This window comes from Rathayibacter sp. PhB186 (assembly GCF_003751825.1).
GTDB classification, from domain to species: domain Bacteria; phylum Actinomycetota; class Actinomycetes; order Actinomycetales; family Microbacteriaceae; genus Rathayibacter; species Rathayibacter festucae.
In genome coordinates, this window is the sequence record NZ_RJKO01000001.1 from 1,184,919 (window position 1) to 1,208,597 (window position 23,679).

Sequence of the window (23,679 nt, forward strand, 5' to 3'; positions counted from 1 at the left end):
GCCCGATGCTGCGCGATCACCTCCTCGACGCCCTCGCCGTGCTGCTGCCGGTCGACTGCCCGGCCTGCGGGCTGCCGGCGACGCGGGTGCCCTGCCCGGACTGCGCCGCGGAGCTCGCCGCGCAGGCGCGACCGGACGTCCGCCGCCTGGGGTCCGCGGACGACCCGCTCGAGGTGCGCGTCGGCGCGGAGTACGCCGGAACGGTGCGGCGGCTCGTCCTCGCGCTGAAGGCGGAGGGGCGGGTGGCCGCCGCGCGACCGCTCGGCGCGCTGCTGCGACCCGTGCTGCTCCAGGCGCTCGACGGTGCTCCGGCGCTGCTGGTCGCACCGCCCGGCTCGCGCCTTCGGCACCTGCGGCGCGGCTTCGACCCCGTCGACCTGCTGGTGCGCGCGGCGGGCGGGCGCCTCGCCCGGCCGCTCACGAGGACCCGGCTCGCGCTCGACCAGGTCGGCCTCGCCCGGGCGGAGCGGCTCGCGAACCTCGACGGCGCGTTCCGCGCCAGGCGTCCGCTCGACGGCGAGCGGATCCTGCTGGTGGACGACGTGGTCACCTCGGGGGCGACCCTGCTCGAGCTGCGCCGGGCCGTCCGCGCGGGCGGGGGAGACGTGGCGGGGGCGGCCGCGCTCGCCGGGACCCCCGGCGGCCGCAGCGCGACTTCCTGATGAACTCCCGAGGACGATCCGGTGACCGCGGGTCTACGCTCGGGGGACGGCGTGAACGGTCCGCCCGGAGAAAGGCGGCACGCCGTACTCGACTGGGAGGTTGTCATGGACATCGACATCACAGGCCGCAACATGGGCATCACCGATCGCTTCCGCGCCTACGCGACGGAGAAGTCGGAGAAGATCGCCCACCTCGCCGACCGGGCGCTCGCGCTCGAGATCAAGGCGAGCCGTCACAGCGAGGGCAAGGGCGCCGCCGGCGGCGACCGGGTCGAGCTCACGCTCATCGGCAAGGGGCCCGTGGTGCGGGCCGAGGCGAGCGGAGCCGACAAGTACGCGGCCTTCGACGTCGCCCTCGGGCGACTGCTCGAACGGGTGCGTCGAGCCAAGGACCGCAAGAAGGTGCATCGCGGTCAGCATCGGCCGACCTCGCTGCGCGACGCGGCGGCCGACGACTTCAGCGTCGTCGCGATCCAGCCGGCGGACGCCGAGGTGCTCGAGCGCCTGAGCACGGGCGTGATCCCCGTGCAGGAGGAGCCGGCCCCGGAGCCGGTCGCCGCGGACGAGGACGACGCGGAGGAGCCGTACTGCCCCGTCGTCATCCGCAAGAAGGTCTTCCCCTCCGTCTCGATGAGCGTCGACGACGCCGTCGACTACATGGAGCTGGTCGGCCACGACTTCTACCTCTTCATCGACGCGGACACCGACCGACCGAGCGTCGTCTACCGCCGCAAGGGCTGGGACTACGGCGTGATCGGCCTCGGTGACGAGGCGGACGCGCAGCCCGAGGCCGCCGCGGTCTGACCCGGGAGCCCCCCGGAGGTCCGCCTCCGGGGGGTTCTTCGCGCCCTGTCGGACCGCGCACAGCCCGCCCCGGCTAGTGTGGTTCCGTCCGCGCCGTGCCGTCGGGCACCTGTCTTCTACGTTTTGGAGTACCCCGTGGCCTCAGTTCTCGAAAAGGTCCTTCGCGTCGGGGAGGGCCGGGTCCTCCGCCGCCTCGAGAACTACGCGAAAGCCGTCAACGCCCTCGAAGAGGACTTCACGCACCTCAGCGACGAGGAGCTGAAGAACGAGACCGTCGAGCTGCGCGAGCGCTACTCGAACGGCGAGTCGCTCGACGACCTGCTGCCGGAGGCCTTCGCGGCCGTCCGCGAGGCGTCGCGGCGCACCCTCGGCCTCCGCCACTTCGACGTCCAGCTGATGGGCGGCGCTGCACTGCACCTCGGCAACATCGCCGAGATGAAGACCGGAGAGGGCAAGACCCTCGTCGCGACCCTGCCGGCGTACCTCAACGCCATCGCGAGCCGCGGCGTGCACATCGTCACGGTGAACGACTTCCTCGCGAACTACCAGTCCGAGCTGATGGGGCGCGTGTTCCGCGCCCTCGGCATGACGACCGGCGTGATCCTCTCCGGCCAGACGCCCGAGCAGCGCCGCGAGCAGTACGCGGCCGACATCACCTACGGCACGAACAACGAGTTCGGCTTCGACTACCTCCGCGACAACATGGCCTGGCAGGCGCAGGACATGGTCCAGCGCGGCCACTTCTTCGCCGTGGTCGACGAGGTCGACTCGATCCTCATCGACGAGGCGCGCACCCCGCTGATCATCTCCGGCCCCGCCTCGGGCGAGGCGAACCGCTGGTTCGCCGAGTTCGCCGGTCTCGCCACGCGCCTCATCGAGGGCGAGGACTACGAGGTCGACGAGAAGAAGCGCACTGTCGGCGTGCTCGAGCCCGGCATCGAGAAGGTCGAGGACTACCTCGGCATCGACAACCTCTACGAGTCCGCGAACACCCCGCTGATCTCGTTCCTGAACAACTCGATCAAGGCCCGCGCCCTGTTCAAGAAGGACAAGGACTACGTCGTCCTCAACGGCGAGGTGATGATCGTCGACGAGCACACCGGCCGCATCCTGGCCGGCCGCCGCTACAACGAGGGCATCCACCAGGCGATCGAGGCGAAGGAGGGCGTGCAGGTCAAGGCCGAGAACCAGACCCTCGCCACCGTCACTCTGCAGAACTACTTCCGCCTCTACGGCAAGCTCTCCGGCATGACCGGAACGGCCGAGACCGAGGCCGCCGAGTTCATGTCGACCTACAAGCTCGGCGTGGTCTCCATCCCGACCAACCGCAAGATGCAGCGCATCGACAACGCCGACCTCGTCTACAAGAACGAGCAGGTCAAGTTCGAGCAGGTCGTCGAGGACATCGTGGAGCGCCACGCGGCGGGCCAGCCCGTCCTGGTCGGCACGACGAGCGTCGAGAAGAGCGAGTACCTCTCCCGCCTGCTCGCCAAGAAGGGCGTGCGGCACGAGGTGCTGAACGCCAAGAACCACGCGCGCGAGGCCGCGATCGTCGCCCAGGCGGGCCGCCTCGGCGCCGTCACCGTCGCGACCAACATGGCCGGCCGCGGCACCGACATCATGCTCGGCGGCAACGCCGAGTTCCTCGCGGTCACCGAGATGTCGACGAAGGGCCTCAGCCCCGTCGACACCCCCGAGGAGTACGAGTCCGCGTGGGACGACGTCTTCGCGGGCGTCAAGGCCAAGGTCGCCGAGGAGGCCGAGAAGGTCCAGGCCGCCGGCGGTCTCTACGTGCTCGGCACCGAGCGCCACGAGTCGCGCCGCATCGACAACCAGCTCCGCGGCCGCTCCGGCCGCCAGGGCGACCCGGGCGAGAGCCGCTTCTACCTCTCGCTCACCGACGACCTGATGCGCCTGTTCAACTCCGGAGCGGCCGAGGCCCTGATGGGCCGCGGCAACGTGCCGGACGACATGGCGATCGAGTCGAAGGTCGTCTCGCGCGCCATCCGCAGCGCGCAGTCGCAGGTCGAGGCGCGCAACGCCGAGATCCGCAAGAACGTCCTCAAGTACGACGACGTCCTCAACCGCCAGCGCGAGGCGATCTACTCCGACCGCCGCCACATCCTCGAGGGCGACGACCTGCACGAGCGCACCCAGAAGTTCCTCGTCGACGTGATCGACGAGATCCTCGAGGTGCACACCGGCGAGGGCAACGGCGACGACTGGGACTTCGACGCGCTCTGGACCGAGCTGAAGACCCTCTACCCGGTCAGCCTGTCGATCGACGAGGTCGTCCAGGAGGCCGGCAGCCGCGGCCGGATCAACAAGGAGTTCATGCGCCGCGAGATCCTCTCGGACGCGAAGCTCGCCTACCAGGGCCGCGAGGAGCAGCTCGGCTCCCCCGCCATGCGCGAGCTCGAGCGCCGCGTCGTGCTCTCGGTGATCGACCGCCGCTGGCGCGACCACCTCTACGAGATGGACTACCTCAAGGACGGCATCGGCCTGCGCGCGATGGCCCAGCGCGACCCGCTGGTCGAGTACCAGCGCGAGGGCTTCACCCTGTTCCAGCAGATGATGGGCCAGATCCGCGAGGAGACCGTCGGCTTCCTCTTCAACCTCGAGGTCGAGGTCACCCAGAAGCAGGGCGAGGTCGCCGGCGTCGCCGCGAAGGGCCTCTCCGAGCCGGTCGCTCCGGTCGAGAAGCTCAGCTACTCCGCGCCGAGCGACTCGGGCGGCGTCGAGGTCCGCGACCAGCGCGGCCGGGTGCAGCAGGCGGCGACGGCGAAGGCCAGCGCCGCGGCGGCCCGCGAGGCGCGTCCGGACGACGCGGAGGACGCCGCGACCACCGGCGCCTTCGGCCAGCAGACCGGCGGCTCCGACGAGACGCCGAACAACCGCCAGGAGCGCCGCGCGCAGACCAAGCGCCGCTGATCCCGGCCCTGCCGACCGGCACGACGAAGGCCCCGGTCCCGACTCCGCTCGAGCGGAGCGCGGGATGCGGGGCCTTCGTCGTCGACAGCGCGGGCGCGTGGTCGGCGGCGTCAGGCGCGGTGCCGCACCAGCGCCGAGACGAAGCCGCCGGCGAAGGTGTCGCCGAGGCCGATCGTGGTGGGGCGGTCGGTCTCCAGCACGAGGCCGGGCGTGCAGACGGCCTGCAGCCGAGCCGTGACCGCGGTGCAGACCGCGACTCCGCCGGGCTGCGCCGGCAGCTGCGCGACGCGGTCGTAGTCCGCGGCGGTGATGCCGTCGCCGAGCAGGTAGCGGGTGCTCGCCATCGTCACTCCGCCGAGGAGCGCCGCGCGGTAGCGCTCGGCCTCCGCTCCGACGGCCGCCGACCAGTGCCGGGTGTGCACGACGAGCACCGGGCCGGGGAGCAGCGCCGCGGCCGCGCCCAGCGCCTCGACCACGGCATCCGGGTCGAGCAGGTCGAGCCGGTGCCCGAGCAGCGCCTGCAGCTCGTCCTCGTTCATGCTGACGACGTCGACGCAGCCGAGCAGGGCGGAGCGGGCCCGGTCCTGCAGAGCGGGCAGGTGGAAGCCCGCGTCCTCGTAGATCACGTCCGCGGAGGCGGGCAGCGCCGCGAGGTGGCGCTGCAGCGTCTCCAGCCGGTCCGTCAGCACCGCCCCGTCCTGGATGCTGTTGAAGCCGGAGACCAGGAAGACGCCCGCGTCGGCCAGCACGCCGCCGAGTCCCTCCGCCAGCAGCAGCTCGCGGTTGGGCGGGTCGTTCGCGAAGATCACCCGGTTCGGGTGCGGCGCCACCAGCACGCGGTCGCCGAGGAGCACCCGGGCGCCCCGCGGGAACTGCACGATCAGGTGCGGGTCGGTGCTGTCGGCGGTCGCGCTCGAGACGTACTCGGTGCCCACGGGCAGGAGCCGGCGGACGTGGTCGTCGATGCTCACCAGGTGCTGCACCGCGGCGAGGCCGTGCACGGCGAGCGCGTAGCCCGCCCGCACTCCCGTGCCGCCGAGGGTGATTCGCCGGGGGAAGCGCTGCGCGAACTCCTCGACGATGCGGGAGGAGGAGGCGAATCTCTCCCCTCCCGCACCGTCGGCGAGGAACGCGAGGAGCGCCACGACGAGGTCGCGCTCGGTGCTGACCGGCGCCGTCCTCGTCAGCTCGTCCGCGCGGATCCCGTACTCCTCCGCGAGCGTCTGGACGACGTGGTCGTCCCAGTCGATCTCGTAGTCGACGGTCCCGCCCAGTCCGAGCACGATCCTCTCGTTCACCGCGCTGCTCTCCTGCGTCTCGCCGGGCCTAGTAGAGCTCGGCCTTGCCGGCGGAGCCGAACAGGTCGATCTTCTCGGCGGCCGTCTCCTTCATCGCGGCGATGGAGGGCGGCTGGATCGTGTTCGGCTCGCGGACGGAGGGGTCGGCCAGCACCTCGCGCATCTTCTTGTGGTACGCGGCCTTGATGTCGCTGGAGATGTTGATCTTGTTGACTCCGCGCTTCACCGACTCCGCGATCTCGGCGTCGGGGTTGTTCGAGCCGCCGTGCAGGACGAGCGGCACGGCGACGCGCTTCTTGATCTCGGCGAGCAGGTCGAGCTTGAGGGCGGGCTTCATCGACGCCGGGTAGAGGCCGTGGCTGGTGCCGATGGCGATCGCCAGGCTGTCGACCCCGGTGGAGGCGACGAAGTCGACCGCCTCGTCGGGCTCGGTGTAGATGATGTTCGCGGCGCCGTCCTCGGCCTCGTTGTCGGTCTTTCCGATCGTGCCCAGCTCGCCCTCGACCGAGACGCCGACGGCGTGCGCTGCGTCGACGACGCGCTTGGTGATCGCGACGTTCTCGTCGTAGGGGAGCATCGAGCCGTCGATCATCACCGAGGTGAAGCCGGACTTGATCGCGAGCAGGACCTGCTCGTAGGTGGCGCCGTGGTCGAGGTGGATGGTCACGGGGACGGTGGAGCGGTGGGCGCGGGCGATGATCGCGTGCAGGATGTCCACTCCGGTGTGGCTGAGCTCGTCGGGGTGGATCGCGATGAGCAGCGGGGAGGCCTTCTCCTCGCTGATCTCGAAGAGGCCGTTCATCATGGCGTAGTCGCTGACGTTGAACGCCGGGACGGCGAAGCCGTTCGCGTTGGCGACGTCCAGCAGGTCTTTTCCGGAAACAAGCATTCTCTGACTGTCCTTCTCGTGGTGGTGGTGGTGTTCCGGACGCGCGGACGCGCGCCTCAGCTCTTGACGGCCCCGGCGGTCATGCCGCCGATGAAGTACCGCTGGAAGAAGAGGAAGAGGAGGAGGACGGGAACGCATCCGAGGATGCTCATCGCCATCATCTCGTTCCACTCGTAGGAGTTCTGGCCCATCAGCAGCTGGATGCCGATCGGCACCGTGCGCATGTCGTCGGTGCGGGTCAGGGTGAGCGCGAAGAGGTACTCGTTCCACGCGATCATGAAGGTGTAGACGCCGACCGAGACGATCCCGGGGATCGCGATCGGCACCAGGATCCGCCAGAGCACCGTCATCGGGCCGGCCCCGTCCATCCGCGCCGCCTCGTCGAGATCGCGGGGGAGGGTGTTGAAGTAGCCGGTCAGCATGATGATCGCGTAGGGCAGCGTGAAGACCAGGTAGGTGAGGATCAGGCCCTGGTAGGTGTTGTAGAGCCGCAGCGTCACCATCAGCCCGAAGAACGGGATCAGCAGGGTGATCGGCGGCACCGCCTGCACGCTGACGATGATGATGTTGATCGGCCGCTTGAAGCGGAACTCGTAGCGGCTGAACGCGTAGGACGCGAGGATCGCGACGACCAGCGTCAGCGCGACGACCGCGAGCGCGACGACGTAGCTGTTGATGAAGAAGCGGACCTTCGTCGGGTCGCCCAGGATCCCGGCGTAGGCCGAGAACGAGAACGTGTCGGTGATCAGCCGGGGCGGGTACTCGAAGATCTCGGTGTTCGACTTGAACGAGCTGGCGGCCATCCAGACGATCGGCAGGCCCGCGAAGGCGGCGCCGATCAGGAGGAGGACCCAGACCCCGGCCTTCGCAGCGAGGAGCCGCGGCGTGCGGACGGCCGGGCGGGTGGCGGTGGCGGTCACGTCAGTCCCTGGCTTTCTGGTTCCGCACGTAGAAGAACGCGAGGACCATGGTGAGGAGGAGGATCAGGACGGCGCTCGCCGAGGCCACCGAGAACTCGTAGCGGCTGAACGCGAGCTTGTAGGTGTAGGTGCTGAGCATCTCGGTCGCGTCGATCGGGCCGCCGCCGGTGGTCATCCAGATCAGCGCGAACTGCTGCGAGGTCCAGATGATGTCGAGCACCGACATGCTGATGATGATCGGCTTGAGCTGCGGGATCGTGACGTTCCAGAACCGCTGCCAGGCGCTCGCCCCGTCGACCTTCGCCGCCTCGTAGAGGTCGTGCGGGATGCCCTGCAGACCCGCCAGCAGCGTGATCATGTAGAACGAGTAGCCCGCCCAGATGTTGATGAAGGTCACCGAGAGCAGCGCGGTCGCGGGGGAGGCGAGCCACTCGATGCCCTTGTCGGTCAGCCCGAGCGAGATCAGCGCGTAGTTGATCACGCCGTTCGGGTTGAGCAGCAGCCGCCAAAGCACCGCGATGATCGCGACGGTGAACAGCCACGGCAGGACGTAGACCACGCGGAAGAGCGACTTGGCGACGGTCGGCACGAGCGGCGAGTTCAGCAGCATCGCGAAGCCGAGGCCGAGCACCAGGTGGGCGGCGACGCTGACGCCGACGAAGACGATGGTGTTGCCGGTGGCCGTGCGGAACTTCGGATCGCCGAGGACCTCGAGATAGTTCGCGAGGCCCACGAAGGCGGGCTTCGGGTTCGTGATGACGTTGTCGAAGAACGAGTACCCGATCACCAGCAGCACCGGCACGAGCATCAGGACGAGCATCACGATCGCCGTGGGGGAGAGGTAGAGGTAGGGCGCGAGGTCGCGGCGCCTCCGGCGGCCCGCGGGGGCGGGGGCGGGCGTCCCGGAGGCGGGACGCTGGGGGGCGCTCAGCAGGGAGACCACGGCGCTCCTCCTTCGATCGGGGACGGGGTGAGGGGGGACCGCGCCGCGGGAGAGGACTCCCGCGGCGCGATCGGGGACGGACGCGTCACGGCTCAGAACTCGCCGAGCCAGGCTTCCTGGGACTTCTCCAGTGCCTCGTCGACGCTCTGGTCGCCGTTGAGGGCGGCCTGCAGCTGCTCGTCGAAGTCGCGCATCAGCTGCTCCGCGACGGGCAGGCCGACGAACTCGTTCGCCGGGTAGCCGGCCGAGTAGATGTCGAAGGCCTCCTGGTACAGCGGGTCGCTGTCCGAGAAGTCCGGCGTGGAGGCGGTGTTGCCGGGGAAGGCGTTGGCCAGCGTGGACAGCGTCGAGTTCGTGTCGGCGCTCATCAGGAACGACACGAGCTTCGCGGCCTCGGCCGGGTGCTCGCTGCTGGCCGAGACCCCGATGCCCCAGGAGGCGAAGGGGATGCCGCGCTCGCCGCTGAAGCCGTCCTCGGCCGGGATGGCCGAGATGCTGAACTTCAGGTCGGGGTTGGACTCGCGGATGGTGGCGATGTGCGAGAGGGAGTCGATCATCATGCCGACCCGGCCGTTGGTGAACTCCTCGACCTTGTCCTGCTCCTTCATCGTCGCGGCGCCGGGGGCGATCACGCCGTCGGCGTCGAGCTGCGCGATGTAGTCGACCGCGCTGGTGACGGCGTCGTTGGTGAGGTCCGGCTTGCCGTCGTCGAGCATGCTGCCGCCGGAGGCCCAGACCCAGGACATGACGTCGTTCTGGATCCCGTTGGGCGCGTCGCTCGAGAGCGGGAGCACCCAGCCGCTGGTGTTGTCGCCGAGCGCCGTGATCGCCTTGGCCGCGGACTCGAACTCGCTGCGGGTCGAGGGCGGAGCGCTGACGCCCGCCTCGGAGAGCAGGGCGTCGTTGGTGAAGAGCGGGTAGACGAAGTTGACGACGGGGACCATCGCGGTCTTGCCGTCGACGACGACGGTCGAGGAGAGCTGGCTCTCGTCGAAGCCCGCGTCCGAGAGCAGGGGACCGAGGTCGGCCAGCGCGCCCTGCTTGGCGAAGTCGCTGATCCAGGCGCCGTCGAGACCGACGACGTCGGACATCGTGCCGGCCGCGGCGCCGGCGAAGAGCTGCTCCTTGGTCGAGGCGTACGGGCCGCTGAGGAGGTCGACCGTGATGCCGGGGTTCGCGGCCTCGAAGTCGTCCATCAGGCCGCGGAGGGCGCCGTCCGAGAGCTCGGGCTCCCACCACTGCGCGAATTCGAGGGTGACGTCTCCGCCTGCCGCGGAGTCGCCGCCACCCTGGCTGCAGCCGGTCAGCATCGTCGCGGCGAACGCCGCGCTGACGGTGAAGACGACGGCTCTCTTGATGCGAGCACCTTTGCTCATGTCACTCCCTGCAACTCTGCAGTTATCTGCTGTTGTGTGCGCATTCTTGCGCTTGTGTTCTGCGAATGTACCTGGCGATGCGTGGTCATGCAAGAACCGGCAGGAAATTGCCGAGATGTGCGACAAACGAGGATCAGACCGCAGGATTCGCCGCGATCCGAGTGCGACAACTTGCAGGATCCGGCGCGGCGGTGTTAGACAACGCACATGCCCGACACCGACGACGCCCCCGCCGCGAACGACGTCCCGCTCCGTCTGCCGGCCGGCCGGAAGGCCGATCTGGCCGCCTACGTCGCCGAGGCGGGCGAGGTCACGGTCACCACGCTCGCCCGCCGCTTCGCCGTCTCGGCCGACACCGTGCGCCGCGATCTCGACCAGCTCGACGCGGACGGCTACCTCGTCCGCACGCACGGCGGCGCGGTGAGCCTCTCGGTGATGCCCGCGACGGAGAAGCGCCTGGACGTGCGCCTGGGCATCCAGCGCGGCGCGAAGGAGAAGATCGGCGCGCTCGCCGCCGGCCTCGTCGAGAACGGGGCGGTGGTGATGCTGAACGCGGGCACCACCTCGCTGGCGGTCGTCCGGCATCTCAACGACCACCGCGAGCTGACCATCGCGACGAACAACCTGCGCGTCCCCGCCGAGATCGGCTCGAAGACCTGCCGCGACCTCTTCGTCTTCGGCGGCGCCGTCCGCCTCGGCGGCCAGTCGACGGTCGGGCCGGTGGGCTTCGCCGCTGCGGAGCCCGGCGGCGCCGTCGACCTGCACTGCGACATCGGCCTGATCTCCGTCGGCGCCGTGTCCGCCGAGAACGGCTACTCGACCAGCAATCTGGCGGAGGGCGTGATGATGAGCGAGATGATCGCCCGCTGCGAGCGAGTGGCGATCCTGGCCGACCAGACCAAGTTCGGCCGCACCCTCTTCGCCCAGGTGGCGGAGCTCGGCCGGGCCGACTATCTCGTCACCGACGCGCCGCCGCCGCCGGAGCTCGAGGAGGCCCTGCGCGAGAAGGGCGTCCAGGTGGTGCTGCCGCCGGTGGCTCCCGTCCGCGAGCGCTGACCCGCGCGTGCCGGCGGGCGAGCGCCGAGCCGCGAGCGCTGACCGGTCTCAGAGCACGTTGATCGCGGTCGCGCGCCAGCGGGCGTCTGTGCCCTCCAGCCGGATGGCGACCGCTCGGGTGCGGACCCGGTTGTGCACGAGGACGACCGCCTCGACGATCCCGTCCCGCGGCTCCGTGACGACGACCCGGCCGACGGTGGACGGGAGGCGCTGCGTCGATCGCCCCTTGAGGCTGCGGGCGCGGGCGGCCATCACCACCCGCTTCTGCAGATGCCGGTAGACGTCGTCGCTCAGCCAGCGGGCCAGCTGGTCGATCTCGCGGGAGCCGGCCAGGACCTCGACCACCTGCAGCGTCAGGCAGGCGAGGATCGGCTCGGGATCGGGCAGCTCCGCCCGCGTCGCCGGCTGCGGGGCGAAGAACGCGGCGGCCGACGTCGCGGAGGCCGCCGCGTCCGCATCGAGCGGCAGGGTGCGGTAGTCGAACGCGTTGGTGGGGTGGATCATGCGGCGTGCTCCAAAGGCAGGACGAGCGACTCACGGTTCGGATCTCCTCTCGGCTCGGGCGGTGCGTGCCGCAGCAGGACGAGCGCGACGGGGTGCCCTCATCGAAGCAGCCGAGCGATGCTCACGTCAGGATCAGCGCCGGACTGTGGATAACCGGGCGCGGGGCACCGCAGGTGCGGTGCGCGCGATGACGGGACCTAGGCTTGTCGGGTGTCGACCCTCAGTGATCTCGTCCTCTCCCACGGCCGCTCCACGGACGCGGACGTCGAATGGCTGCACCTCCTCGTCGGCGACCTCCAGCTCCTCGCCGACCTCGCCTTCGCGGACATCGTGCTCTGGGTGCCGACCGCCGAGGGCGGCTTCGTCGCGGTCGCGCACGCCCGGCCCTCGAGTGCGGCGACGCTCTTCTACCGCGACTTCGTCGGGCAGAAGATCAAGGCGGAGTGGCGCGCCCAGGTCGCCGAGGCCTTCGAGAGCGCCCGCATCGTCGACACCTCGGCCCCGGACTGGTTCGAGGAGACGCCCACCCGCGTGCGCGCCGTGCCGGTCATCCGGCGCCTCGGCGGCTCCGACAGCGCGACCACCGATCAGCCGATCGCGGTCGTCACCCGGCACACCAACCTCAGCGAGACGCGCACGCCCAGCCGCCAGGAGCTGACCTTCAACGACTGCGCGAACGACCTCTTCTCGATGATCGCCTCGGGCGACTTCCCCGACCTGGGCGCGCCGACCGGGCCCCGGCGCGGCGCCCCGCGCGCCTCCGACGGCCTGATCCGCCTCGACGTGGACGGGATCACGACCTTCGCCAGCCCGAACGCGCTGTCGGCGTTCAACCGCATCGGCTTCGCGGACGAGCTCGAGGGCGAGTCGCTCGCCGAGGTCACCACCGGCCTGGTCGCCGGCAAGGTCGTCATCGACGAGTCGCTGCCGCTGGTCGTGACCGGCCGCGCGCCCTGGCGCACCGACATCGAGGCGCGCGGGGTCACCGTCTCGCTGCGCGCGATCCCGATCCGCGACCGCGGGGAGCGCGTCGGCGCCGTCGTGCTCTGCCGCGACGTGACCGAGCTGCGCCACCAGGAGCGGGAGCTGATCACCAAGGACGCGACGATCCGCGAGATCCACCACCGGGTGAAGAACAATCTGCAGACCGTCGCGTCGCTGCTGCGGATCCAGGCCCGGCGCACCCACTCCGATCTCGCCCGCGAGGCGCTGACGCAGGCGATGCGCCGCGTCGCGGCGATCGCGGTCGTGCACGACACCCTCTCCGAGGGGCTCGCGCAGAACGTCGACTTCGACGCGGTGTTCGACCGGGTGCTGCTGCTGATCGCCGAGGTCGCCTCGACGCACAACACCACCGTGCACCCCACCTTCACCGGCAGCTTCGGCGACCTGCCGAGCGAGTACGCCACTCCGCTCGCCCTCGCGCTGACCGAGCTGGTCACCAACGCGGTCGAGCACGGGCTCGCCGGCCGGGAGGGCGACGTCGAGATCGTCGCGACCCGTGGCGACGACGAGCTCACCGTCAAGGTGCGCGACACCGGCGTCGGGCTGCCGGAGGGCAAGGTCGGCTCGGGTCTGGGCACGCAGATCGTGCGCACCCTGATCCAGGGCGAGCTCGGCGGCACGATCGACTGGCACACGCTGGTCGGCCGCGGCACCGAGGTGACCATCGAGGTGCCGCTGCGCTGGCTGAAGGGCCCGCGGGTCTGAGCCGGACCGGTCCGCGCCGCGCGGGCCCGCTCCCGCCGGGCGTCCCCGGGGACGACGCGACCCCCGCTGCCGGAGGGCGAGCGGGGGTCGGGGTCGTGCGGTGCCGGGCGGTCCCGGTGCCGGCGCTACGAGGCGCGGCGGGCGCGGGCGGCGCGGCGCTTGAGGGCGCGGCGCTCGTCCTCGCTGAGGCCGCCCCAGACGCCCGAGTCCTGACCGGTCTCGAGGGCGTACTGCAGGCAGACCTCGGTGACGGTGCAGCGACCGCAGACGGTCTTCGCCTTCTCGATCTGGTCGACCGCGGGTCCGGTGTTGCCGACCGGGAAGAAAAGCTCGGGGTCAGCGGTGAGGCAAGCGGCCTTGTCGCGCCAGTCCATGCGGGTGCTCCTTGTGTGACAGCGTGCGTGGAGGAACCACGCAGTGTTCGGGTGGGATGATCGAGTCACACCGACGGCCTGGACCATCGGTATGCACCGGGCGCCCGAACCGGCGCACGCCACGAGACCCTGCGCAGCTGCGCAAGGCGGTTCGGGTGCGGGACCGGACGGTGCTCGGTTCTTCCCGACAGATCGCCCCGCTCGCACGCATGCCTCTCGGCACGGCAGGATCGGGGTGTTCACATCGGCGGTAACCCACGACCCTGTGAGCGGTGAAACGAACTGCACTAGCCTGTCACGGAGGCAGGCTCGAATCAAGAGTGCTGGATGGGATGCAGCTGTGATCATGGACGGGAACCGGCCTCCGACCAGGCCGGGAAGCGGCCGGCGGCCCCTCGGCCTGCTCCTCCTGGTCGCCGTTCTGGCGCTGGAGACCGCTGCCGTGGCGTGCATCACAGGGTGGCTCGTGATCGAGCTCCTCACCACCCGGGCAGGCTCGATCGGCGGCGGGATCGCGATCGTCGTGCTCTCCGTCATCGCCCTGGCCTGGGTCGCCGCGACGACAGTCGGAACCGCCCGGCGCCGCAGCTGGATCCGCGCCTCCGCCCTGACGATCCAGCTGGTGATGATGGCCGTCGCCCTCGGCGCGTTCCAGGGGCAGTACGCCGTGCCGGACATCGGCTGGGCGTTGCTGGCGCCGGCCCTGCTGGCCGTGGTGCTGCTCTTCCTGCCGAGCACGGTCGCCGCCACCCGCCGCGACCCCGGGCTGGGCTAGCGTCACCGAGCCGGCCGCCCCGCGCCGGCGTCACTGGGCTAGCGTCGGAGGATGGACTCCACCCGACTCGGCCTCAGCGGCCTCCAGGTCTCCCCGATCATCCTCGGCTGCATGAGCTTCGGCGCGCCCGACCGCGGTGCGCACGGCTGGAGCATGGGGGAGGAGGAGTCGCGGCCCTTCCTCCGCCGGGCGCTCGAGCTCGGCATCACCACGTTCGACACCGCCGACGTCTACTCCGACGGCACGAGCGAGGAGTTCGTCGGCCGCGCTCTCGCGGACTTCGCCGTGCGTGAGGAGGTCGTCATCGCGACCAAGGTGCACGGCACGATGCGCCCGGGCGCGAACGGTGGCGGGCTCTCGCGTCGGCACATCCTCAGCGCGATCGACGACAGCCTCCGCCGCCTCGGCACCGACTACGTCGACCTCTACCAGATCCACCGCTGGGACCCGCAGGTCCCGATCGAGGAGACGATGGAGACCCTGCACGACGTCGTCCGCTCCGGCAAGGCGCGCTACATCGGCGCGTCGAGCATGTGGGCGTGGCAGTTCGCGAAGGCGCAGTACACCGCCGACCTCGGCGGCTGGACCCGCTTCGTCTCGATGCAGGACCAGTACAACCTGATCCAGCGCGAGGACGAGCGCGAGCTGCACCCGTTCTGCCTCGACCAGGGCGTCGGCGTGATCCCGTGGTCGCCGCTGGCCCGCGGGCGCCTCACCCGCGACTGGGACGCGACCACGTCGCGCACCGAGACCGATCTCTACGGCAAGACGCTCTACCACCAGCAGGAGGAGGCCGACCGTCGGACGGCGGGCACTGTCGAGCGCATCGCGGCCGAGCGCGGCGTCCCGCGCGCGCAGGTCGCCCTCGCCTGGGTGCGCCAGCAGGAGGCGGTGACCGCGCCGATCGTCGGCGCGACGAAGATGCAGCACCTCGAGGACGCGGTCGCCTCCGTCGACCTCGAGCTGACGGCCGACGAGCTCGACGCGCTCGGCGCCGACTACGCCCCGCGCTTCAACGAGGGCTTCTAGCCCTCGGCGGATCTCGATACGCCCGCTGCGCGGGCTACTCGATCAGCATGTACCGCCAGGATGGCGGGCGGCCGCCTTGCATGGACCACCGAAACGGCGGGCGGGTGCCCTGCATGGATCGCCCGAAGGGGCGGGCGGCTGCAATGCATGCTGGTCGAGTAGCCGCCGGAGGCGGCGTATCGAGACCCGGCGGATCAGGCCAGCTTGAGCTTCTTGCGCAGTGCCTGCACGTGGCCGGTGGCGCGCACGTTGTACTGGGCGAACTCGAGGGCGCCCTCGGGTCCGACGACGAAGGTCGACCGGAGCACGCCGACGACCGTCTTGCCGTAGCTGTTCTTCTCGCCCCAGACGCCGTAGGCGCGGTGCACGCTCATGTCCGGGTCGCTCAGCAGCGGGTAGGCGAGGCCGTGCTCGTCGGCCCAGCGGCGCAGCGCCTCCGGGGTGTCGCGCGAGACGCCGAGCACCTCGTAGCCGGCCGCCTGCAGGGCCGCGGTGCTGTCGCGGAAGTCGCACGCCTCGGTGGTGCAGCCGGGGGTGTCGGCCTGCGGATAGAAGAAGAGGATGACGCGGCGGCCGCGCAGGCCCTCGAGGGCGACCGGGGTGCCGTCCTGGTCGGGCAGCGTGAAGTCCGGGGCGGCGTCGCCCGCGGCGAGGCGCTCGTCGGCGGGGATCGGGGGGAGGGCGGTGTCGGTCATCGTCTGCTTCCGTCGGTGGTGGCGAAGGTGGTCAGGAGGCGCTGGAGCGAGTCGAGGCGCTCCGGCCCGCTCGCGCCGAGCAGCCCGCCCTCGACGGCCTCGATGATCGCGCAGTCGGGGGAGTCGGGGAGGTGCGTGCAGCCGCGCGGGCAGTCCTCGGCGAGCACGGCGAGCGTGGTGAAGGCGCCGAGGATGTTGTCGGTGTTCACGTGGCCGAGGCCGAAGGAGCGCACGCCCGGGGTGTCGATCACCCAGCCGTGCCGGTCGCCGCGCTCGACGCGCAGCGAGACGGTGGAGGAGGAGGTGTGCCGGCCGCGCCCGGTCACCGTGTTCACCCGGCCGATCGCCCGGTGCGCGTCGGGGACGAGCTTGTTCACGAGCGTCGACTTGCCGACTCCGGAGTGGCCCACCACGACGGTCTCGTGGCCGAGCAGCGCCTCGGCGATCTCGTCGACGGGCGGCTCGTCCTGGCTGGAGAGGAAGACGCGGAGGTCGAGGCCCTCGAAGTTGCGCAGGAACGGCGCGGGGTCGGCGAGGTCGGTCTTGGTGATGCAGAGCATCGGGGTGATGCCGGCGTCGAAGGCGGCGACCAGGTAGCGGTCGACCAGCCGGGTGCGCGGCTCCGGATCGGCGGCGGCCACCACGCACACCATCTGGTCGGCGTTGGCGACGATCACCCGCTCGATCGCGTCGGTGTCGTCGGCGCTGCGGCGGAGCAGCGTCGAGCGCTCGCGGATCCGGACGATGCGGGCGAGGGTGCCCTCGTCGCCGCTGGAGTCGCCGACCACGTCGACGCGGTCACCGGGGACGATCGCCTGCTTGCGCAGCTCGCGGGCCCGCGCCGCCGTGAACTCGTGCTCCTCCGGGGTGCCGTCGCCGATCATCACCGTGTAGCGGCCGCGGTCGACGCCGAGGACCATCGCGATCTCGGCGTCCTCGTAGGCCGGCCGGTTCTTCGTCCGCGGCTTGGTGCCCTTGGGGTTCGGCCGCACTCGCGCGTCCGACTCGTCGTAGCCGTCGAAGTCGTCGAGCACTCCGTCGGCGTCGAGGCCGCTGTCCGTCCACCACGACACGGGTCAGACCCCGCCCGCGAGTGCGGTCCAGAGCTCGGGGAACTGCGGCAGGGTCTTCGAGGTCGTCGCGATGTCCTCGATCGCGACGCCGGGGACGACCAGGCCGATCAGCGCACCGGCGTGGGCCATGCGGTGATCGGAGTAGGTGCGCCAGCGGCCGCCGTGCAGCGGCGCGGGCTCGATCCGCAGACCGTCCTCCAGCTCGGTGACGGAGCCGCCGAGGCCGTTGATCTCGGCGGCGAGGGCGGCGAGGCGGTCGGTCTCGTGGTGGCGGATGTGGCCGATGCCGGTCAGCGTGCTCGGGCCGCTCGCGAGCGCGGCGAGGGCCGCGAGCGCGGGGGCGAGCTCGCCGCCCTCCGAGAGGTCGAGCTCGACGCCGAGGATCTCGTCCCCGCCGCGGACGACGAGGTCCTCGCCGTCGCGCTCGACGCTCGCGCCGAACATCGGCAGGATCCGCTCGAGGTGCGCGCCGACCTGGGTGGTCTCGGCCGGCCAGTGCCGGAGGCGGACGGTGCCGCCGGTGACGAGTGCGGCGGCCAGGAACGGCGCGGCGTTGGAGAGGTCGGGCTCGATCAGGACCTCGGCACCGGCGATCCGCTGCGGCGCGATCGTCCAGGTGCCGGGGGTCGAGGCGTCGACGCTCACGCCGCGGGCCGCGAGGGCGGCGATCGTCATGTCGATGTGCGGCTGGCTCGGCAGCGCGCCGCCCTCGTGCGTCAGGCGCAGGCCCTCGTCGAACCGGGCTCCCGCGAGGAGCAGGGCCGAGACGAACTGGCTCGAGCGGGTGGCGTCGACCACGGCGTCGCCGCCGCGGATCGAGCCGGAGCCGTGCACGGTGAAGGGGAGCGAGCCGCGCCCGTCGTCCGCCACGTCGACGCCGAGCGAGCGGAGGGAGGCGATGGTCGCGCCCATCGGCCGCTTGTAGGCGTAGGCGTCGCCGTCGAAGGTGGTGGGCCCGAGCGCCAGCCCGGCCAGGGGCGGCAGGAAGCGCATCACGGTGCCGGCCAGGCCGCAGTCGATCGTCGTGGATCCGAAGAGCTCCTCGGCCGGCTCGACGACGAGATCGGCGCCGAAGGAGCCGGTGGCGCTCTCCTCGCGGATCGTCGTGCCGAGCGAGCGCAGGCCCTCGATCATCAGGGCGCTGTCGCGCGAGTGCAGCGGCGCGCGCAGCACGGACGGAGCGTCGGCCAGAGCGGCGAGGACGAGCTCGCGGTTCGTCAGCGACTTGGAGCCGGGCAGCTCGACCACGGCGTCGAGGGCACCGGCGGCGGACGGCGCGGACCAGTCCTCCTCGCCGGGGAGCGCGCGGGCGTCGCCGTACGGATCGAACTCGGGAGCGGAATAACGCGAGAAGACCATCGGTTGTCAGAGTAGTCGGCGAACGGACCGACGGCAGGATCAGGCGGGAGGCGAGGCATGACGGCGACGATCGACCTCGTGCGACCCCGGCCGGCCCGGCAGGCCGCCTCCCGGCGCCGCGGCCTAGAATCGCGTGTGATGACTCGCGACGACAGCACACGCCCCAGCACCGCCGATGAGGCGACCGCGACGGAGGAGGCCGAGACGATCGAGGAGACCGTCGAGGAGGCTCTCGACGACGCCGCTCCCGACGCTCCGGTCGATCTCCGCGCGCTGTTCGAGCAGCAGGCGCTGCCCTTCATCGACCAGCTCTACGCGGCCGGCCTCCGGATGACCAAGAACCCCTCCGACGCTCAGGACCTCGTCCAGGAGACGTTCGCGAAGGCGTTCGGCGCGTTCAAGCAGTTCGAGCAGGGCACGAACCTCAAGGCGTGGCTCTACCGCATCCTCACCAACACGTTCATCAACTCGTACCGCAAGAAGCAGCGCGAGCCGTACCAGAGCGCGATCGACGAGCTCGAGGACTGGCAGCTGGGCGGCGCCGAGTCGACCACCGCCACCTCGAGCCGCTCGGCCGAGGCCGAGGCGATCGACCACCTCCCCGACACCGCCGTCAAGGAGGCCCTGCAGGCGATCCCGGAGGACTTCCGGCTCGCCGTCTACTTCGCCGATGTCGAAGGCTTCTCGTACCAGGAGATCGCCGACATCATGAAGACCCCCGTCGGGACCGTGATGAGCCGGCTGCACCGCGGCCGGCGCATGCTGCGCGAACGACTCACCGACTACGCACGCGAGCGCGGGATCCGCGCCGCTTTCACCACCGGGAGCACGAAATGACCGACTGCGGCTGCACGAAGGCGAAGGCCGAGCTCGAGGAGTACCTCCACAACGAGCTGTGCAAGGAGGACGCCGCCGACATCCGCGAGCACATGGCGAACTGCCCCGACTGCTCCGGTGAGGCGAAGGTCGGCGTCGTGCTGACCGTCGCCGTGCAGCGCGCGTGCAAGGAGACGGCGCCGGAGGACCTCCGCGCCCAGGTGCTCGGCATGCTGCGCGATGCGCAGGCGAGCCACGCGGCGGCTCCGGCGCGGGTCTAGCGCTCCGCACTCCCTGCTCGACGACCTCCGGCTCGTCGGAACGTGCCCGGCTCGCTGGAGCCGTCAGTTCCGGCGAGCCGGAGGTCTTTCCGCGAGCCGGACTCTCGGGAGGCGAGAGGTCGCCGAGGTCCGGCTCGTGGAACGACGTCCGGCTCGCCGGATCCGAGGATTCCGACGAGCCGAAGTCGATTCTGCGAGCCGGAGCCGCCGCCGAGGGGGCGGCTCCGGTCGGGCGGTCAGCGCTGCAGTGCGCGGCCCAGCAGGTCGGCCTGCTCGGAGGCGTGCCGCTTCGCCGAGCCCGCGGCGGGGGAGGCCGCGGCCGGGCGCGAGACGACGCGGATCGGCCGGTCCAGCTGCGGAGCGACGTTCAGTGCGATGAACGGCCAGGCGCCCTGGTTCTCGGGCTCGTCCTGCACCCAGACGAACTCCGCGTCCGGGTAGCGCGCGGCGATCGCGCGCAGCTCCTCGATCGGCGCCGGGTAGTACTGCTCGACGCGCACCAGCGCGATGGCGTCGTCCGGCTTCTTCTCCAGCTCGGCCTTGAGGTCGTAGTGCACCTTGCCGGCGTGCAGGAGCACCCGGGTCACGGCCGACGCGTCCTGGATGCGGGCGTCGTCGATCACGGGCTCGAAGCGGCCCGAGGTGAAGTCCTCGACCGGGCTCGACGCCCCGCGCAGGCGCAGCATGGCCTTCGGCGTGAAGACCACCAGCGGGCGGCGCGGCCGCGAGTACGCCTGGCGGCGCAGCAGGTGGAAGTACGACGCCGGGGTCGACGGACGCGCGACGGTCATGTTCCGCTCCGCGCACATCTGGAGGTAGCGCTCGATGCGGGCGGAGGAGTGGTCCGGGCCCTGGCCCTCGTAGCCGTGCGGGAGCAGGAGCACGAGCGACGAGCGCTGGCCCCACTTCTGCTCGGCGGAGGAGATGAACTCGTCGATGACGATCTGGGCGCCGTTCGCGAAGTCGCCGAACTGCGCCTCCCAGAGCACGAGCGAGTCGGGACGCTCGACCGAGTAGCCGTACTCGAACGCCATCGCGGCGTACTCCGAGAGCAGCGAGTCGTAGATCCACAGGCGGGCCTGCGAGTCCGACAGGTTCATCAGCGGCAGCCATTCCTGGCCGTTCTCGCGGTCGTGCAGCACCGCGTGGCGCTGGACGAACGTCCCGCGGCGGGTGTCCTGGCCGACGAGGCGCACGGGGGTGTCCTCGAGCAGCAGCGAGCCCAGCGCGAGCAGCTCGCCGAACGCCCAGTCGATCGAGCCGGAGCGGCTCATCTCCTGGCGCTTGGTGAGGAGCTGCTGCAGCTTCGGGTGCACGGTGAAGCCCTCGGGCGGCGAGGTGAACGCGTCGCCGATGCGGGTGACCACCTCGGTCTTGACGCCGGTCACCTCGGGCTCGCCGGGGTAGTCCTCGCCCTGCTGGGCGTCCGGAAGCTCGAGGTCGGCCACGGAGTCGCCGTCGGCGCTGATCACCGGGATCGCGCCGGTCTGCGCGGCGTGCGTCTCGGCGAAGGCGCGCTCGAGGCGGTCCTGGAAGTCCTGGTGCGCCCGGTCGTACTCCTCCTCGGTGATGTCGCCGCGACCGACGAGCGCCTCGGTGTACAGCTTGCGCACCGAGCGCTTGGCCTCGATCAGGCTGTACATCAGCGGCTGGGTCATCGAGGGGTCGTCGCCCTCGTTGTGGCCGCGGCGGCGGTAGCAGATCAGGTCGATGACCACGTCGCGGTTGAACCGCTGGCGGTACTCGAACGCGAGCTGGCCGACGTGCACGACGGCCTCGGGGTCGTCGCCGTTCACGTGGAAGATCGGCGCCTGGATCGTCTTCGCCATGTCGGTCGAGTAGATCGAGGTGCGCGCCTCGTGCGGCGGGGTCGTGAAGCCGACCTGGTTGTTGATGTTGATGTGGATCGTGCCGCCGGTGCGGTACGCCCGCAGCTGCGACATCTGGAGCCCCTCGACGACCACGCCCTGGCCCGCCATCGCGGCGTCGCCGTGGACGAGGATCGGCAGGGTGGTGAAGGTGCCGATCGGCTTGCGGTCCTGCTTGGCGCGGACGATGCCCTCGAGCACGCCGTTGACGGCCTCGAGGTGCGAGGGGTTCGCCGCGAGGTAGACGGGGATCTCCTCGCCGCCGGCGCCGCGGAAGGTGCCCTCGGTGCCGAGGTGGTACTTCACGTCGCCCGAGCCCTGGACCGTCTTGGGGTCCTGGGTGCCCTCGAACTCACGGAAGATCTGGCCGTAGGTCTTGCCGGCGATGTTGGTCAGCACGTTGAGCCGGCCGCGGTGGGCCATGCCGATGGCGACCTCGTCGAGGTCCGCGTCCGCCGCGCCCTGCAGGACGGCGTCCAGCAGCGCGATCAGCGACTCGCCGCCCTCGAGCGAGAAGCGCTTCTGGCCGACGTACTTGGTCTGCAGGAAGGTCTCGAACGCCTCGGCCTCGTTGAGGCGGCCGAGGATCCGCAGCTGCTCGTCGTGGCCCGGCTTCTCGTAGCCGCGCTCGAGCTTCTGCTGCATCCAGGCGCGCTGCTCCGGGTCCTGGATGTGCATGTACTCGACGCCGACGGTGCGGCAGTAGGAGTCGCGCAGGATGCCGAGGATGTCGCGGAGCTTCAGCTGGCGGGAGCCGCCGAAGCCGTCGGTGACGAACTCGCGGTCGAGGTCCCAGAAGGTGAGGCCGTGGTTCTCGATGGCGAGGTCCGGGTGCGAGCGCTGGACGTACTCCAGCGGGTCGACGTCGGCCATCAGGTGGCCGCGGACGCGGAAGGAGTTGATCAGCTCCTGCACGCGCGAGGTCTTCGAGACGCGCTCGGCGAGGTCGACGGCGATGTCGGTCGACCAGTGGATCGGGTCGTAGGGGATGCGCAGCGCGGAGAAGATGTCCTCGTAGAAGCCGCGCTTGCCGAGCAGCAGCTCGTGCACGATCTTGAGGAACTCGCCCGAGCCGGCGCCCTGGATGACGCGGTGGTCGTAGGTCGAGGTCAGCGTGATCGTCTTGCCGATGCCGAGCTCGACGAGGGTCTTCTCGGACGAGCCCTGGAACTCGGCCGGGTACTCGAGGGCGCCGGCGCCGATGATGCAGCCCTGGCCCTTCATCAGCCGGGGCACGGAGTGCACGGTGCCGATGCCGCCCGGGTTGGTCAGCGAGAGGGTGGTCCCGGCGAAGTCGCCGGCGGCGAGCTTGTTGCCGCGGGCGCGCTTGACGAGGTCCTCGTAGGCGGCGAGGTAGGCGGTGAAGCTCAGCGTGTCGGCGCGCTTGATGCTCGGGACGAGCAGGGCGCGGGTGCCGTCGGGCTTGGGCATGTCGATCGCGATGCCGAGGTTGATGTGCGCGGGGGCGACCACCGAGGGCTTGCCGTCCGGCTCGTCGTAGTAGACGTTCTGGCTCGGGAAGTCCTTGAGCGCGCGGATCAGCGCCCAGCCGATCAGGTGGGTGAACGACACCTTGCCGCCGCGGGTGCGCCGCAGGTGGTTGTTGATGACGATGCGGTTGTCGATCATCAGCTTCGCCGGGATGGTGCGGACGCTGGTGGCGGTCGGGATCGACAGGCTCGCGTCCATGTTCGTGGCGAGGCTCTTGGCCATGCCGCGCAGGGGCGAGACGACGTCCTCCTCCACGGCGGCGGCGGGCTCGGCCGGCTTGCTCACGGGCGCGTCGGCCGGGATGGGCTGCGCCTTCGGCTGCTTCGAGGTGGTCTTCGCCGTGCTGGTCGCCGAGGTGGCCGGGTGGCTCACCGCTCCGCCCGCGCTCGTCGACACGCGCTCGGCGACGGGCGCCTTCGCCGGGGCGGCGGGGGCGGCGGCCGAGGGGGCCTCCGCGCCGGCGGGGGCGTCCGCGCCGGCGGGGGCGTCCGCGCCGGCGGGGGCGGCACCGCCGAGCTGCTTGCCGTAGCGCTCGAGGATCGGCCACCAGGACTCGTCCACCGAGGCCTTGTCGGCGCTGTACTGCTCGTACAGCTCCTCCACCAGCCACTCGTTGGCCCCGAAGTCCTCCGAGCCCTGATCTGTTCCCGCTCCGGTCAACTGGCTCGACACAGCCGATCGCCCACTCTCTCCGTTGATTCGTTCTCGATCATCCGGACGGCACCGTCGCATCCGACACGCATCTGGGCGTCGTCGCCCGGTCCCGTCCCGGTCGTCAAGCCTAGCCCGGATCCTCCGGCGAAGGTCCCCAGCCGGGCCGGAGTA

General features: G+C 71.0%; 20 protein-coding genes. 9 read left to right on the forward strand and 11 right to left on the reverse strand.

The annotated features are described in order from the left end of the window. Nucleotides 1-5: 5 nt before the first annotated feature. The 3 genes from EDF45_RS05605 to secA all read left to right on the forward strand — a co-directional run bounded on the left by EDF45_RS05605 (nt 6) and on the right by secA (nt 4,397). Entirely contained in the window at nt 6-662 is a 657-nt protein-coding gene (locus EDF45_RS05605) for a ComF family protein (protein ID WP_123735253.1), read from the forward strand. Nucleotides 663-767: 105 nt separating this feature from the next. Next, nucleotides 768-1,466 carry a ribosome hibernation-promoting factor, HPF/YfiA family gene (gene hpf / locus EDF45_RS05610; protein ID WP_123444397.1) on the forward strand — a complete coding sequence of 233 codons (699 nt, stop codon included), beginning with the start codon at nt 768-770 and terminating at the stop codon, nt 1,464-1,466. A 135-nt stretch (nt 1,467-1,601) separates the two neighbouring features. Further along, entirely contained in the window at nt 1,602-4,397 is a 2,796-nt protein-coding gene (gene secA, locus EDF45_RS05615) for a preprotein translocase subunit SecA (protein ID WP_123702673.1), read from the forward strand. Between the two features lie 110 nt (nt 4,398-4,507). Here secA and EDF45_RS05620 read toward each other — a convergent pair whose 3' ends face one another. The 5 genes from EDF45_RS05620 to EDF45_RS05640 form a co-directional block, all read right to left on the reverse strand. Further along, a complete protein-coding gene (locus EDF45_RS05620) occupies nt 4,508-5,695 on the reverse strand; it encodes an ADP-dependent glucokinase/phosphofructokinase (RefSeq protein WP_123735254.1) in 1,188 nt (395 codons plus the stop codon). Nucleotides 5,696-5,723: 28 nt separating this feature from the next. Continuing rightward, complete coding sequence (locus EDF45_RS05625) at nt 5,724-6,584, reverse strand: ketose-bisphosphate aldolase (RefSeq protein WP_123735255.1); 861 nt, start codon at nt 6,582-6,584, stop codon at nt 5,724-5,726. A gap of 56 nt (nt 6,585-6,640) precedes the next feature. Next, the gene (locus EDF45_RS05630; RefSeq protein ID WP_207901631.1) at nt 6,641-7,504 is read right to left on the reverse strand and encodes a carbohydrate ABC transporter permease; all 864 of its coding nucleotides are present in this window, start codon (nt 7,502-7,504) and stop codon (nt 6,641-6,643) included. 1 nt (nt 7,505) lies between these two features. After that, complete coding sequence (locus EDF45_RS05635) at nt 7,506-8,447, reverse strand: carbohydrate ABC transporter permease (RefSeq protein ID WP_243586430.1); 942 nt, start codon at nt 8,445-8,447, stop codon at nt 7,506-7,508. Nucleotides 8,448-8,539: 92 nt separating this feature from the next. After that, on the reverse strand, nt 8,540-9,823 hold the full coding sequence (locus EDF45_RS05640) for a sugar ABC transporter substrate-binding protein (protein ID WP_123735256.1): 1,284 nt from the start codon (nt 9,821-9,823) through the stop codon (nt 8,540-8,542). A 207-nt stretch (nt 9,824-10,030) separates the two neighbouring features. Between EDF45_RS05640 and EDF45_RS05645 the strand changes: the two genes are divergently transcribed. Further along, on the forward strand, nt 10,031-10,879 hold the full coding sequence (locus tag EDF45_RS05645) for a DeoR/GlpR family DNA-binding transcription regulator (protein WP_123444402.1): 849 nt from the start codon (nt 10,031-10,033) through the stop codon (nt 10,877-10,879). A gap of 48 nt (nt 10,880-10,927) precedes the next feature. Here the strand turns inward: EDF45_RS05645 and EDF45_RS05650 are convergent, their stop codons facing one another. After that, nucleotides 10,928-11,383 (reverse strand): Rv3235 family protein, encoded by a 456-nt coding sequence (locus EDF45_RS05650; protein WP_221181084.1) that lies wholly within the window; start codon nt 11,381-11,383, stop codon nt 10,928-10,930. A gap of 210 nt (nt 11,384-11,593) precedes the next feature. Between EDF45_RS05650 and EDF45_RS05655 the strand changes: the two genes are divergently transcribed. Beyond that, nucleotides 11,594-13,093 carry a sensor histidine kinase gene (locus tag EDF45_RS05655; RefSeq protein WP_123702681.1) on the forward strand — a complete coding sequence of 500 codons (1,500 nt, stop codon included), beginning with the start codon at nt 11,594-11,596 and terminating at the stop codon, nt 13,091-13,093. 125 nt (nt 13,094-13,218) lie between these two features. On the opposite strand, the gene EDF45_RS05660 is transcribed toward EDF45_RS05655, so the two are convergent. Beyond that, entirely contained in the window at nt 13,219-13,467 is a 249-nt protein-coding gene (locus EDF45_RS05660) for a WhiB family transcriptional regulator (protein WP_056045195.1), read from the reverse strand. A 466-nt stretch (nt 13,468-13,933) separates the two neighbouring features. Between EDF45_RS05660 and EDF45_RS05665 the strand changes: the two genes are divergently transcribed. Both EDF45_RS05665 and EDF45_RS05670 read left to right on the forward strand, forming a co-directional pair. After that, complete coding sequence (locus EDF45_RS05665) at nt 13,934-14,242, forward strand: hypothetical protein (protein WP_260311845.1); 309 nt, start codon at nt 13,934-13,936, stop codon at nt 14,240-14,242. Between the two features lie 51 nt (nt 14,243-14,293). Continuing rightward, complete coding sequence (locus EDF45_RS05670) at nt 14,294-15,271, forward strand: aldo/keto reductase (RefSeq protein ID WP_123735257.1); 978 nt, start codon at nt 14,294-14,296, stop codon at nt 15,269-15,271. A gap of 194 nt (nt 15,272-15,465) precedes the next feature. Here EDF45_RS05670 and bcp read toward each other — a convergent pair whose 3' ends face one another. The 3 genes from bcp to aroA are packed head-to-tail and all read right to left on the reverse strand — an operon-like array spanning nt 15,466 to nt 18,398. Then, on the reverse strand, nt 15,466-15,966 hold the full coding sequence (gene bcp, locus EDF45_RS05675; protein ID WP_123735258.1) for a thioredoxin-dependent thiol peroxidase: 501 nt from the start codon (nt 15,964-15,966) through the stop codon (nt 15,466-15,468). After that, a complete protein-coding gene (gene rsgA / locus EDF45_RS05680; RefSeq protein ID WP_173250401.1) occupies nt 15,963-17,039 on the reverse strand; it encodes a ribosome small subunit-dependent GTPase A in 1,077 nt (358 codons plus the stop codon). The genes bcp and rsgA overlap by 4 nt, the downstream gene beginning before the upstream one ends. 3 nt (nt 17,040-17,042) lie before the next feature. Then, nucleotides 17,043-18,398 carry a 3-phosphoshikimate 1-carboxyvinyltransferase gene (gene aroA / locus EDF45_RS05685; protein WP_123735259.1) on the reverse strand — a complete coding sequence of 452 codons (1,356 nt, stop codon included), beginning with the start codon at nt 18,396-18,398 and terminating at the stop codon, nt 17,043-17,045. A gap of 138 nt (nt 18,399-18,536) precedes the next feature. Between aroA and EDF45_RS05690 the strand changes: the two genes are divergently transcribed. Then, entirely contained in the window at nt 18,537-19,235 is a 699-nt protein-coding gene (locus EDF45_RS05690; RefSeq protein ID WP_123735602.1) for a sigma-70 family RNA polymerase sigma factor, read from the forward strand. After that, nucleotides 19,232-19,495: a zf-HC2 domain-containing protein gene (locus EDF45_RS05695; RefSeq protein ID WP_123444408.1), complete on the forward strand. Its 264-nt coding sequence runs from the start codon at nt 19,232-19,234 to the stop codon at nt 19,493-19,495. The genes EDF45_RS05690 and EDF45_RS05695 overlap by 4 nt, the downstream gene beginning before the upstream one ends. Before the next feature lie 236 nt (nt 19,496-19,731). Here the strand turns inward: EDF45_RS05695 and EDF45_RS05700 are convergent, their stop codons facing one another. Beyond that, nucleotides 19,732-23,526, reverse strand: a complete 3,795-nt coding sequence (locus EDF45_RS05700) for a multifunctional oxoglutarate decarboxylase/oxoglutarate dehydrogenase thiamine pyrophosphate-binding subunit/dihydrolipoyllysine-residue succinyltransferase subunit (protein ID WP_185020087.1) — start codon at nt 23,524-23,526, stop codon at nt 19,732-19,734. Nucleotides 23,527-23,679: the final 153 nt, after the last annotated feature.

Bases quoted from the DNA above. Each gene is read 5' to 3' on its own strand.
- EDF45_RS05605 (WP_123735253.1), top strand. From the start codon at position 6: ATGCTGCGCGATCACCTCCTCGACGCCCTCGCCGTGCTGCTGCCGGTC.
- hpf (WP_123444397.1), top strand. From the start codon at position 768: ATGGACATCGACATCACAGGCCGCAACATGGGCATCACCGATCGCTTC.
- EDF45_RS05625 (WP_123735255.1), bottom strand. From the start codon at position 6,584: ATGCTTGTTTCCGGAAAAGACCTGCTGGACGTCGCCAACGCGAACGGC.
- EDF45_RS05640 (WP_123735256.1), bottom strand. From the start codon at position 9,823: ATGAGCAAAGGTGCTCGCATCAAGAGAGCCGTCGTCTTCACCGTCAGC.
- EDF45_RS05645 (WP_123444402.1), top strand. From the start codon at position 10,031: ATGCCCGACACCGACGACGCCCCCGCCGCGAACGACGTCCCGCTCCGT.
- EDF45_RS05650 (WP_221181084.1), bottom strand. From the start codon at position 11,383: ATGATCCACCCCACCAACGCGTTCGACTACCGCACCCTGCCGCTCGAT.
- EDF45_RS05660 (WP_056045195.1), bottom strand. From the start codon at position 13,467: ATGGACTGGCGCGACAAGGCCGCTTGCCTCACCGCTGACCCCGAGCTT.
- EDF45_RS05670 (WP_123735257.1), top strand. From the start codon at position 14,294: ATGGACTCCACCCGACTCGGCCTCAGCGGCCTCCAGGTCTCCCCGATC.
- bcp (WP_123735258.1), bottom strand. From the start codon at position 15,966: ATGACCGACACCGCCCTCCCCCCGATCCCCGCCGACGAGCGCCTCGCC.
- aroA (WP_123735259.1), bottom strand. From the start codon at position 18,398: ATGGTCTTCTCGCGTTATTCCGCTCCCGAGTTCGATCCGTACGGCGAC.
- EDF45_RS05690 (WP_123735602.1), top strand. From the start codon at position 18,537: ATGACTCGCGACGACAGCACACGCCCCAGCACCGCCGATGAGGCGACC.
- EDF45_RS05695 (WP_123444408.1), top strand. From the start codon at position 19,232: ATGACCGACTGCGGCTGCACGAAGGCGAAGGCCGAGCTCGAGGAGTAC.